Here is an 11,534-nt window from a genome sequence, read left to right on the forward strand (position 1 = left end):
AACGTTGAGCAATGGAGGCAACCCCATCCTGCTTTTCGGTTCCGTCCTTAGGATGTCGATCGCTCCTGCACACCCAACTCAACCAGCACCGTCGTGCCCCCTTCCGGTTCACTGGTGATGGTTAGGGTTCCCCCATAGAGGGTGCAAAGCCGCTGGGCCAGAGTTAACCCCAAACCCGACCCCTGTTGTTCATGCAACTTGCGATCGAACTGTTGATAGGCCCCCACCGATTTGATCTGATCCGAAGTCATGCCCCGGCCGCTATCTTTCACCACCAACTGGTAGCGATCGCCCTGAATTTCCGCAAACACCGCGATCGGCTGGCCCGGCTGCGAAAACTTGCAGGCATTATCCACCAGCTCAATCACCATCTTTTGCAGCGCCGATTCTGAAATGCCTACGATCGCATCCACCGCCTGCACCGACAAATCAGCCGATCGCCCCGCCCAGTCCTGCGCCTGTCGGCGTGCCGTTGTTTCAATCATTGCAGCCGGACTCTCCACTTGCAGTTGTCGCAGCTCGTGCAACCGCTGGGGATCCCGAGCTGCCAACTCCAAATCCGCGTAGAGCAAAAAGTTTTGAATTAACCGAAACAAGCGCTGACCCGAATTGTGAATATCCGTCAGCATCTCGCGGGTTTCTTCGGGATCCAAATCCTCCAACTCTTCAAGCATGAACTGCGACGTGGCCACAATCCCATTCAGCGGCGTTCGCAACTCATGGGGCAGCGAGAATGCAATGCTATAGCGCAACGCATCGAGCTGTTCTTGGGATTGCTTTTGGGTGGCCGATTGCCGTTGCAACCGAGCAGCCACCGCCCCCAGCAGCTCATCCCGCGTAAACGGCTTCGTTAAATAATCATCGGCTCCCAAATGCATTCCTTGGCGCACATCGCCCTTGGTGGTGCGGGCCGTCAGGAACACAAAGGGAGTTGTGGCGGTAATGGGCGATTGGCGCAGGGCCGCCAGCACCCCGTAACCATCCAACTCCGGCATCATCACATCGCACAGAATTAAATCGGGTTGGAAGGCTTCGGCCAAACGAACGCCCGCATTGCCATCAGCGGCTCCCGCCACTTCATACCCCTCGGCTTCCAAAATATCGAGAATAATTTCCCGAACATCCGGTTCGTCTTCGATGGTCAAAATTTTGGTCACGGCGATCGCTCCCTTAACCCGATGCGTTGTCCACAAAGAATCGATTAACTCAATGGCCACCCATTTTATGGATTTCCTTTCCAGGATTGAACCTGGCCGGCCTGGATCAGAACAGCACCCGGTAGACCGCGGCCGCCGTGGTCTGCAAACCGCCCCCAACGCTCAAGACTGGTTCAAGACTCAAACATCAAGGCTCAAGCATTGAGGTGATCTTCTTCACTGCTGAGCGGTTGCCAAGGGGTGACCGGTAGGGTGACCGAGAAGGTGGTTCCCATACCTTCAGTGCTGTCCACTTGGATTTGTCCCCCGTGTAAGTCAACCGATCGCTTGACGATCGCCAGGCCCAACCCAGTCCCGGGAATGGTTCCCACATTGCCAGCCCGGTGGAAGGACTCAAACAGACGCTCCCGATCGGCCGCTGGAATGCCAATGCCCTGATCTTGAATCACGAACCGCACAGACTCCGGAGCACAGATCAATCGAAACTGAGTGGTGCTGGCGTTGGGGGAATATTTCAAAGCATTAGACAGCAGATTAGACAGGATGTGCCGCAGCAGCTTTTCATCCATGGCCAACACCGGAGCCGCCGCCCCTCGGTTCACCACTCGAAACTCGATCGCCTGGTGTGCCTTCAGGTTCAAAGACATTTCCTCCACCAACCCGTTGCAGAACCCTTCCAGGTCAACGGGCCCCGGCCGAAACTGCAACCGCCCCGAGTCCGCCTGCCCCAACACCAACACCGACTCCAACAATTCCGTCAGGTGATGCACCATGGTTTGGATGCGGCGGAGATAGTTGCGACTTTTATCGGGCCCCCACCGATCGCCATAGTGCTCCAGGGCTTCCGCCGAAGCCAAGATGGTGGTTAAGGGGGTGCGGAATTCGTGGGAAGTCATGGACACGAACTGGGATTTCATGCGGTTCAGATCTTTTTCGGCTTCCAGGGCGCGGCGAATTTCCACCTCGGCCGCCTTGCGGGTGCTGACATCGGCCACCGTGCCCTCATAGCCAATGATTTGCCCCCGCACGTCATAGACCGCTCGGGCATTTTCCACAATCCAGGTGGTGGAACCGTCCGATCGATAAATTTGAGATTCAAAGGCGATCGCCTGGCCCTCTGTGGCCAGAATGTGGCAAAACTCATCCCGCCGCTTGGGATCTGAATACAAACTCGGAATTTCCGTAATCCCTGCGATCGCAGCTTCCGGCGAGTCATAGCCCAGAATGCGCGCCAGGGCAGGATTCATGCTGATAAAAGATCCATCCACCGTGGACTGAAAAATTCCCTCCACGGCGTTTTCAAAAATGCTGCGATATTTGGCCTCGGCCGCCTCCACTTGCTCATAGGCATCGGCGAGCTTGCTGCGAGCGCTAAATTCCGCGCGCTGGAGCCGTTCATAGAGATAAACCGACAAATCGCAAACCACACAAATCCAAAACAGCTCTAGCAACAGGCCAAAGCGCGATTGGATCGGTGAGGAGCGAATGGCAGCCCCCAGCAATTCCCGCAACCCAAAGGAATGGATCAACGCCAAGGCTTGGGACAACACATGCAGGGGCCAGCGAGCCGGAATGAGGGTCGCTTGGGCAAAAAAACCAAAGGCCCATCCAAAAAGACGCGGGGGCAACCGGTTCAGGGTCACGGGCGACAACAGAACCTGGCAAGTTTCGGGGACGATCTGGAAGGAAAATAAAAACCCCAGAAACAGAACCCGCAGATGGCGCGCTCCCCAGCGGGTGTCGGATAAATACCAAAACCCCAACAGGCTAATCAGGGTGGCCAACCGTGCGGCCACGTTATCCCAACTGAGGGTTTCCTGGCGCAAGACCGATCGCGCCAGGTCTAAGACCGCAAAGCTCCAGGAAATCAGCAGCCCTAACCCAAAGGCTAACCGAACCCGAGCTAGCAGGAAGCGATTTTGCCAGCCTTCATAGGACATACGATCGAGATTGCTCCCATCGTCCGCCGCCACATTGACCGCAGCTAAGTATTCGATCGCTGTCCTGACAACCGGAATTCGCTGAAGCCACTGTTGGATCAACCGCGTTACGCGCGCCCGCAACAAGGTTTGCATCAACTACATTAACGACCCTATGAATGGCTCGTACATTAACGACCCTACGAACGGCTCGACACCACCGTCACGATTTCCCTAAACCCTTACCGCAAAATGCTAGCAATCAGGGAAATTCCTGCACCATCGCGGCGAAGTTGGCTTCATCCGCGGCCCAGGCTGACACGACCGACCTGGCCGTGTTTCGTGCAAATTTGCCAATGACCGTTTTGGCGATCGGTTTTGGTCATCGCTTGATCATCGCCCATGAGCCTTCTGATCAATGCCCTAAACAATCCCTAAACAAAACGAAACAACGCTGTCGAGCCGAGAACCGGGACATCGCCAGCGGGCAAAAACCGCCCCCAGCGTGACAATCGCCTGATGGCAATCGCCTGATGAGTTGTCTTCTCTAGAATGGCATAGCTTGGGAAGGAGGCGAGATGTCTATTGCGATGGGCGCAAGCTAGATTAAAACTGGGGCTGCGATCGAACCGTGGTGGTCTTTGGTGCGATCGCTCGCCGGGCCTTGTTTGAATAGCCAAGGAGTGCCCAAGCCATGTGCATTTGTGTCAACTGCCTCCATATTGATCGCTGCACGACTTACCACGCGGTTGAAGCCCAACACCAACAGGCACATTTGACGGATTCCCCAGATTTTGAGCCGATCGAACCCAGCATTAATGTCAACATCCGACCGCGCGACAACGAGATTGAAATGGAGTGGGATGTGGTGGGTTGCCAAAGCTTCACGGCTGACCAAGGCCGTTGGGCCCGGCTGCGACCCGGCGAACTGGTTCCCACCTGATTGGGGACGTTGAGGGAAGCCTCATTTGCTCGATATTTATTCGATATCTGTTCGATCGCGGGGAGTGGACGGTGATTGATCGTGCTCCCCGACTGATGATTTGTCGTCACTTCTGGTTTTAGTGACTGGTTTTCATGACTAGCTTTCACGACTGGTTGCCGTTGCTGGTTAGCGTTCTCAATTCACCACGCCAGCCGCAAACCAAACCACCTATTCCCCAAAGCCCGCCGGATTCCGAATGGGTTTAATCCGCACATCTTGCCCCAATTGCAATCGTTCACCGGGCAGGGCTTGCAAAAATACTTCAACAGCTTGCAGATAGTCCCGAACCATTTGGATATCTAATTCGTATTTCTTTTCAATGGAAATGGTTAAGAACGGTTGATATTGACCGCTATAGCCATCATCATGCTTATAAGCATTCACCACTTTGCGCATGGCTTCCACGTCCTGAAACCCTGGCAATGTTTCTATTTCGACCTGAAATTCACGTTCAATAATTCGATAGATTTCCGCGATCGTTTTGTGGGAAAGTTTGCGGCGATAGTCGCGATGGGAGCCATATTTTTTTTGATAAATTGACCTCACCACCCACTTCAACTCATACTCCACCACGGAATTTAATTCACTTAAAGCGGCTCGTAGGACAATGCCTTCGTAATCTAACAGTAAACCTGTGGCGCGATCGTGTTCGGCTGCTCCGAAGCGCTGCCATTCTTCAGGGGTATAGGCACGGTTTACGCTGTTGATGTTGGCATCATCAACTTTGAAGGCGCGATCAATAAACATTGAAATTGCACTCAATCGCGCGGAAAAGTGCCGAATAGGCATAGGAGCAATTTGGCCGGGGCGATCAGGTTTTGAGTTTTGTGGTCAACTTTTCGTAGTCAACTTTTCGTAGTCAACTTTTCACGGTTAACAATTTGTAGTCAACAATGGCAAGCTTGACAGTCGCCACCATTCTATACCTAGCGATCGCGCTCTCCCACGAATCAGTCAGGAGTTAGGAACACATGTCCGATCGATCATTTAGCTTTCGTCAACTACAAAGCCAATTTGGTCTTGGTCAGGCATTGCAGTCCTTATCCTTGGGAGCCAAGACCACCGCGATCGAGCCGTCTTCTTGGTTGCTCAGAACCTTGGAAATTGCCCAAAGTACAACTCTCTTCACCGAAAAGGAGCGATCGGAGCGGTTAATTTCTCCAATTTTATTGGAGCTGCGGGAACAAACCCACCGACAAGTTTCTATTTTTTCTGGTTTTGAATTAACCATTCAACCTGATCAAGGGCTAAATGGAGAATGTGATTTTATTGTCGCCCGATCGCCCCTAGATGTTGAGCTACAAGCCCCCATTTGCACGATTGTGGAAGCGAAGCGGGGAAAATTAGAATCAGCTCTGGCCCAATGTTCAGCACAAGTTTGGGGAGCATACCAATTCAATCAGAAATTTAATTCCCACTGGTTGTCGTCAATAATTAATCCCCCAAATATCAATCCCCCAGATATCGATCGCCCAGATCAGGAATCAAGATTACCCTTGCCCCTTTTCGGCTGCGTAACCACCGGGGAAATTTGGCGTTTCCTACAACTCATGCGGACACCTAACGACCATTACTTGATTGCCATCGATCGGGAGTCCTACTACCTCGACCAAATCCCCACAATCCTAGGAATTTTGCACTACATTGCCATCGTCGCCTAGCCGGATAATGACTGCCACTCCCAAACATCAGGTCAATATTAATTGACCCTTAGTTTCAGGATTTTGCAACAGAAGAGCCAAGGCAAAAGTTAGGGCAAGGCGGCGGGGGCTAACTCGGCCTGTTGGCGGGCCTGTTGGCTGTTTTGGCGGTAACGTTGGGCCCGATCACGCGCGGTGGCGGCCCGGCGATCGTCTGGGGTCACCTGCTCCATCAAGTCGGCGGCGGCTTGCCACTGGGTCGCCAGTTCTAGCCACTGTTGGCGCGTTTTGGCCGTTTGCCCCCCAAGAGCAGCCGTTTCCGCCAAGCGAACAGCCTTTACGAAGGGATCATTGGTGGTGCTGGCGGTGGGGGTGGCCGGCGGGTTGCCAATGGTGATCCATTTCAAATTCCAGGCCACTAGCCCCAGCAAAAAGATACTCAAGATTGCTCCCCCGGCGGCTCCGACCCAAAATTGGGTGCGGGCGGCCTTGGCGGGCAAGGTGGATCCAAGGGTGGGTAGGTTGAGGTCTCGTTGGCGGGAGGTGAGATTGCGAAAAACCCACCGGAACCAGTGCGATCGCTTCAAAATCATCGGCTCTGACCACAACAGATCCTCCGGCTCTCGCTGGATCGCCTCTAGCCACAAAAGCTGCTGTTCTTGCACAAGGCGGGCATAGAGCGTGACTTTGCGAATTCCTCGGGGGGCCACTTGTTCCAAGATGGCGCGTACCCGCTCGACCGTGTGGTCGCGATCGAGGTTTTCCGCTGTGGGTGCTTCACACAGCAATTGCAAGCTACCACCCGCAATGATGGCGCGGGTGCGAATTTGGTCGGAAGCCAACTTCTGATTCAGGATTTGGACGATCGCGGCAATGCTGCCACCACAGGCCTGACGATATACATCATCAAACCCGTTATCAGATGTCCAATCCTGGTCTTGGGAGGGAATCACGAGGGCATCGCCATGGCTGCTTTCAGGACGGTTTTATCATACTCGGGGATCAACAATGGGGGATACGTGCGATTGCGCTCCGAGTCCGTACACTTTTGCCAAGGCCTGCGCCAAATCGGCTAATAAATCGTCTGGGTGCTCAAGGCCGATCGAGAGACGCAGCAGGTTTTCTGGGGTGGTGGTTCCGGGCCCCTCGATCGAGGCGCGGTGCTCAATTAAACTTTCCACGCCGCCGAGACTTGTACCCCGGGTGAAAATCTGGAGGGCGGCGGCAACGGCCAGGGCTTCCGGGCGATCGCCCCGCACTTGCACCGACACCATGCCCCCAAAGTCTTTCATTTGCGATCGGGCCAAGGCCGCTTGGGGATGATCTGGCAAGCCAGGATAGTGAACCGCCTCGATCGCCGGGTGTGATCGTAACCAGGCCGCCACCTGCCGCCCATTGGCACAGTGGGCCGCCATCCGCACCGGCAACGTGGCCACGCTGCGCAGGGTCAGCCAGCAGTCAAAGGGAGCTAATCCGGATCCGCCCAGCCGCTGCACCTGTTGCACCCGCTCAAAGGCGGGGGTCAGTTCGCGAGCAATGACCGCCCCGCCGGTTACGTCGCTATGGCCCCCGAGATATTTGGTGGTGGAATGGACAACCCAATCGGCTCCCAATTCCAGGGGCCGTTGCAACAGGGGAGTGGCCCAAGTGTTGTCGCAAATGCAAAGGGCCCCGGCCGCTTGGGCTAACTGGGCGATCGCCCGAATATCCGACAGCTTCAGCAACGGATTGGAAGGCGTTTCCACCCAAACGGCGCGAGTTTCGGGCGTGAGGGCGGCGGCCACCTGTGCCAAATCCGTGGCATCGATCCAAACCACCGCTAAGCCCCAGGGTTGCAACACCTGTTCCATCAATTGGGCCGTGCCGCGATAGAGGTCGCGCGGGGCCACCAACTGCCCGGGCCCGAGGGCTTGCAGCGCTGCCATCATGGCCGCTGCGCCGGAGCTGAAGGCCGCCGCCACTGCGCCGCCTTCGAGGGCGGCCAAACAGGTTTCGAGCGATCGGCGGTTGGGATGATCTAACCGGCTGTAGAGATAGCCTTGGGGATAGGAACCATCGGCCGATCGCTCGAAGGTGCTGGTGAGATATAGCGGCGGGGCGATCGCTCCCGTGGCGGGGTCGGGGGCGCGGCCCGCATGAATGGCCAGGGTTTCCAGGTGGGGCGCGGCTGGCTCGATCGGGCGATCGGTTGCCTCGGCCGGTTGACCAGTCAGTTGCTCAGCGGGGTTAAATGTTGGGTTTTGCAAGGGAAAGGGCGATTGGGAAACGGAGCATGATACAACTCCTAATTAACGCAATTAACGCCACAGGATCACCACAAAAACCGCACCAGCGAACCTAAGACCGATGACCGCTCCCCCTTCTTCCCCCAATTGGCAAACTAAATTTTGGCTGTGGGCCGATCGCGCGCTGATGGCCAATCTGTTTTTGGTGTTTTTGAGCTTTGCTTGGCTGGCGATCGCCGTGGTTGGTCGCAGTCTCCACAAGCCCTTCGGGTTTGATCTGTGGTATTCCCTGTGGCAACCCCTATGGCAGCCGGCCTTGGGCATTCTGATGGCAGGCGCAATTTTAAACGGGATTGGCCGCTGGATTGCAAAATGGCTCGATCGCTCCCAATCTTGAATCAGGAATCTAAACTTAGCAGCTCAATGTTCAATACTTTAAACACTTAAAACTAAGCACTTAACGCTAAACACTCAAACCTCAAACCTCAAGCTTCAAAATTCAAGCCTCAAAATTCAAAAGGTCTAGCCCAGACGCGGACTAGACCTTTTTGCTTTCGCTGGCTATTTGAAGACAGGAATCACTCAACAGGTTTTACTCTCAACAGCTAATCAATCGGGTGGACAACGATACACAACTTCGGTCGATCGGGCATCACTTCAGTCGATTCAGACTGCTTTGTTAGCAGCGCCTGTGGTGCGAACCTCACGATTCATGACCTCCCGAATGAGCTAGTTTTATCAACAGCTACCGGTTCGATCGCCGCATGGCGCAAACGCTACTTGAACAACAAGCTTCGGATGCAACACAGAAGAGGAAGTCGTGCCAGTCTCCGGCAGGAGGTACGCACCGGGAACTGTCCTTGGAGAGAAGCGTTTCTTGCTTCTTTCGTACCTTGATTTGAAGATAAACCGGTTCTGAGTCAGCGTCTAGGGAAGTCAACAGAAGTTGACGTTATTTCAACTAGGTTCATAAATCCAGGGATCGAACATAGCAATCCATGAGAGTCTTGCTCTTGCGGAATGCCGGGAGTTGCAACAAAACAATTACAAAGCAGCCATTTGCAACCACCCGCCAAACGATGGCGATCCCAATCAATTCTGATCGATCTCGATTGATCCCGATCGATCCCCAAGGCTTTTCCCAACGGTCACTACGAGGGCGGCCATTCAGCACGATGGGGATTGCAAAGCAGATTCGCCTAGGGGAAATTTGGGTTTCGCAGCCTGAATTATGGCTGGAATGTCATGGGCAATTCACGGCTGCACTTGCCATTGCTCCCCACGCAATCACCGATTTCAGACGGTGGAAACCAGGAGAGTCTTTGCTCATTTTTTGTAAAATTTTCTTTACGATGCACCCAACGAGCCACATCAAACCGGTTGGCAACATTGGGCAAGTCATTGGGCAAGTCATTGAGCAAGTCACCTAGCGCCAACGGTCAATCAGCCAACGCCCCAATTCCAAACCCAACCAACCGAGGGCAAAGCTGCCAAAACCATAGGCCAAGCTCATGGCCCAAGCGCCCGATCGCGCCAGATTTGACGCATCCAAGATGTAGCTAGAAAAGGTGGTGTAGGAGCCTAAGAATCCCACGGCAAACAACAGCCGCAATTCGGGATACAGGGGCGATCGATCCGTCATCCACCCCACAAACAGCCCCATCAACACCGCCCCAGACAAATTCACCAAAAACGTGCCGATCGGCCAACCCGTGCCCCACAGCCGCGCACAAAGCAGCGACAGATAATAACGCCCCAATGCGCCGGGAATGGCCCCCAAGACCACCGCGATCGGGGCCCGCAGGTCTGGCCGCTCTGAGGCGGCGGCTAACCACTGATGCCACAAATATTTCAAGAGACGCACACTCCCGATCGGCTCAAGAATTTCCTCAAAATCATTACCCTAAAATTCCCAGCCCAGATTCCCAGCCCAGATTCCCAGCCCAGATTCTCAGTCCAGATCTGGATCAACCGAATCCCGATCGAGGTCTTCTGGATCCTCTAGATCTTCCGGGTCTTCGGCCGCATCCTCATCCGGCGGCAGGCTCGATCGCAACTGATTGAGCGCCAACTCCAACTGGGCAGAATTCTGATTTTCCACATCCAACTGAAAGTAGCGGTGGAACTTTTCGCTCACCTGCACCATGGACGATCGCCCATAGCGCCGTTTTTTCACAAAATCTCGCTCCACCAGCTCCTGGACATGTTGATAGGCTCCGGAGCCGCGTAAATCGACCAAATCCGCCATCGGCAGCGGCCCCTTGAGGGCAATGACCGCCAACGTTCGCAACGCCGCCACTCCCAAGTCCGCCGGAATCAGCCGCTCCACCAGGGACTGGAATCGATCGCGCAATTGCAACGTGTAGCAGCCCTTGCGCAGTTCCACCACCTCCAACGCCGTGTCCCGCTGGGCATAGTCGTTCATCAAGTCCAGCAAGGCCTCGTGGGCCAGATCTCGCGCACAACCGGCACAGTCAGCAATCTCCGCCAAACTGAGGGGCTGTCCCTTGAGATACAAAATTGCCTCGATCGTGCTGACCAGCGAGTTTGCCCGTAGGTCGGTTTGTGAATTGGCCAATCCAGACAACGGCGAATCTTCCTTGGCGTTCGTCAATTCTCCATTCAACCAGCACTGATGCCGTGGCGATCGCAATTTTGACCCCAATTTTTCCCCGAAATCCGGTTTTCCGGCCCCCCGAACGAAGAGATTCTAATTAGCTAATTATCACCCAAATTTCGGGGCCAGTTAAGGGATTGGCACTGAACCGTAAAGGGAATTAGTTCCGGAGAAAGACATCAAAATTCTTACTAAAAATGTTGATTCGTTTTCCTGATTCCGTTGATTTTTTTCAGAAGGAAGGAGCAGCAACGTTCGAGATGGATTTCTTCCTATGCGCCTGTTCCCTTCTGCTTCGATGCTGCTCGGTTTGTGCCTAGCGGTTGCGCCATCGCTGCCGGCGGGCGCAATGACTCCCTTGGTTTCCGAAACCCAAATGATCAATCATCAAGAACTGTCCGTAGAGGCTGCACCCACTGTGGTGCGGCGCACTCGGAACTCGCACCGGGGCAGCGGCCGCCGTGATTTTGTGCGGTATGTGTTCGCCGCTCCTATGAGCTAAGGATCGTTTGATGCAGCCTGTAATTGGGGGGTTGATTCCGTTTTCTTTCTAGGATTTTGTTATGCAATTTCTGAGAATTTGATTCCATCAAAAACGGAATTTTCAACCCTCCACCAATCAGCATTGGTCAGAATTAGCTAAAGCATATTTGCGGTTCGTTGAGCCAGTTCAGTCTGGTATCCAGTAATTCTGAATTGGGTGTGGTGGAGTGTGGTTTTGGGGCGACAGTTCTGAGAGAACAAAACCAGATCAGAACTGCTGAGAATGACTCCCCCAATGCGTTACGGCGATAATTGGCTTTTGCAGTTGTTAATTGCCGGTTGCCAGTGGCCAGTGGCCATTGCAGATGACCCGTCGCTGTTTTGTTGATTCTGGTTTGTTGATTCTGGTTTGTTGATTGTTATTGCGTTGATTGCCGTGGTCGCGGTGGATCGAGGCGAATCGAGGTGGATCGTGATTGATCGCCCTGCTCGGAGCCAATTTCGAGGG

General features: G+C 54.3%; 11 protein-coding genes. 4 read left to right on the plus strand and 7 right to left on the minus strand.

The window, feature by feature from the left end; all coding sequences use genetic code 11:
• Nucleotides 1–47 precede the first annotated feature (47 nt).
• Together H6F46_RS17855 and H6F46_RS17860 are read right to left on the minus strand one after the other, a co-directional pair.
• On the minus strand, nucleotides 48–1,193 hold the full coding sequence (locus H6F46_RS17855) for a response regulator (protein ID WP_199291652.1): 1,146 nt from the start codon (nucleotides 1,191–1,193) through the stop codon (nucleotides 48–50).
• A 158-nt stretch (nucleotides 1,194–1,351) separates the two neighbouring features.
• Entirely contained in the window at nucleotides 1,352–3,232 is a 1,881-nt protein-coding gene (locus H6F46_RS17860; RefSeq protein WP_099534253.1) for a PAS domain-containing sensor histidine kinase, read from the minus strand.
• A 538-nt stretch (nucleotides 3,233–3,770) separates the two neighbouring features.
• On the opposite strand from H6F46_RS17860, the gene H6F46_RS17865 reads away from it, so the two are divergent.
• Nucleotides 3,771–4,019, plus strand: coding sequence for a Ycf34 family protein (locus H6F46_RS17865; protein ID WP_099534255.1), 249 nt, complete (start codon nucleotides 3,771–3,773; stop codon nucleotides 4,017–4,019).
• A gap of 210 nt (nucleotides 4,020–4,229) precedes the next feature.
• Here the strand turns inward: H6F46_RS17865 and H6F46_RS17870 are convergent, their stop codons facing one another.
• Complete coding sequence (locus H6F46_RS17870; protein ID WP_099534256.1) at nucleotides 4,230–4,808, minus strand: hypothetical protein; 579 nt, start codon at nucleotides 4,806–4,808, stop codon at nucleotides 4,230–4,232.
• A gap of 224 nt (nucleotides 4,809–5,032) precedes the next feature.
• Between H6F46_RS17870 and H6F46_RS17875 the strand changes: the two genes are divergently transcribed.
• Nucleotides 5,033–5,722, plus strand: a complete 690-nt coding sequence (locus H6F46_RS17875; RefSeq protein ID WP_190356111.1) for a hypothetical protein — start codon at nucleotides 5,033–5,035, stop codon at nucleotides 5,720–5,722.
• A gap of 89 nt (nucleotides 5,723–5,811) precedes the next feature.
• Here the strand turns inward: H6F46_RS17875 and H6F46_RS17880 are convergent, their stop codons facing one another.
• Both H6F46_RS17880 and H6F46_RS17885 read right to left on the minus strand, forming a co-directional pair.
• On the minus strand, nucleotides 5,812–6,654 hold the full coding sequence (locus tag H6F46_RS17880; RefSeq protein ID WP_190356112.1) for a hypothetical protein: 843 nt from the start codon (nucleotides 6,652–6,654) through the stop codon (nucleotides 5,812–5,814).
• A 36-nt stretch (nucleotides 6,655–6,690) separates the two neighbouring features.
• Nucleotides 6,691–7,878 (minus strand): PLP-dependent transferase, encoded by a 1,188-nt coding sequence (locus H6F46_RS17885; protein WP_190356123.1) that lies wholly within the window; start codon nucleotides 7,876–7,878, stop codon nucleotides 6,691–6,693.
• Nucleotides 7,879–8,047: 169 nt separating this feature from the next.
• On the opposite strand from H6F46_RS17885, the gene H6F46_RS17890 reads away from it, so the two are divergent.
• On the plus strand, nucleotides 8,048–8,323 hold the full coding sequence (locus H6F46_RS17890) for a hypothetical protein (protein WP_242028026.1): 276 nt from the start codon (nucleotides 8,048–8,050) through the stop codon (nucleotides 8,321–8,323).
• A gap of 1,029 nt (nucleotides 8,324–9,352) precedes the next feature.
• Here H6F46_RS17890 and crcB read toward each other — a convergent pair.
• Both crcB and scpB read right to left on the minus strand, forming a co-directional pair.
• A complete protein-coding gene (crcB, locus tag H6F46_RS17895) occupies nucleotides 9,353–9,790 on the minus strand; it encodes a fluoride efflux transporter CrcB (protein ID WP_347278358.1) in 438 nt (145 codons plus the stop codon).
• 87 nt (nucleotides 9,791–9,877) lie between these two features.
• Nucleotides 9,878–10,504 carry an SMC-Scp complex subunit ScpB gene (gene scpB / locus H6F46_RS17900; RefSeq protein ID WP_199291656.1) on the minus strand — a complete coding sequence of 209 codons (627 nt, stop codon included), beginning with the start codon at nucleotides 10,502–10,504 and terminating at the stop codon, nucleotides 9,878–9,880.
• A 313-nt stretch (nucleotides 10,505–10,817) separates the two neighbouring features.
• Here scpB and H6F46_RS17905 point away from each other — a divergent pair, with 313 nt between their 5' ends.
• Nucleotides 10,818–11,045 carry a hypothetical protein gene (locus H6F46_RS17905; protein ID WP_143473102.1) on the plus strand — a complete coding sequence of 76 codons (228 nt, stop codon included), beginning with the start codon at nucleotides 10,818–10,820 and terminating at the stop codon, nucleotides 11,043–11,045.
• Nucleotides 11,046–11,534 lie beyond the last annotated feature (489 nt).

This window comes from Limnothrix sp. FACHB-1083 (genome assembly GCF_014696485.1).
GTDB lineage: Bacteria > Cyanobacteriota > Cyanobacteriia > CACIAM-69d > CACIAM-69d > CACIAM-69d.

What these genes read in the sequence shown, in the direction of transcription:
- H6F46_RS17860 (WP_099534253.1), bottom strand. Translation starts at nt 3,232, where the DNA reads ATGCAAACCTTGTTGCGGGCGCGCGTAACGCGGTTGATCCAACAGTGG.
- H6F46_RS17865 (WP_099534255.1), top strand. Translation starts at nt 3,771, where the DNA reads ATGTGCATTTGTGTCAACTGCCTCCATATTGATCGCTGCACGACTTAC.
- H6F46_RS17870 (WP_099534256.1), bottom strand. Translation starts at nt 4,808, where the DNA reads ATGTTTATTGATCGCGCCTTCAAAGTTGATGATGCCAACATCAACAGC.
- H6F46_RS17875 (WP_190356111.1), top strand. Translation starts at nt 5,033, where the DNA reads ATGTCCGATCGATCATTTAGCTTTCGTCAACTACAAAGCCAATTTGGT.
- H6F46_RS17890 (WP_242028026.1), top strand. Translation starts at nt 8,048, where the DNA reads ATGACCGCTCCCCCTTCTTCCCCCAATTGGCAAACTAAATTTTGGCTG.
- H6F46_RS17905 (WP_143473102.1), top strand. Translation starts at nt 10,818, where the DNA reads ATGCGCCTGTTCCCTTCTGCTTCGATGCTGCTCGGTTTGTGCCTAGCG.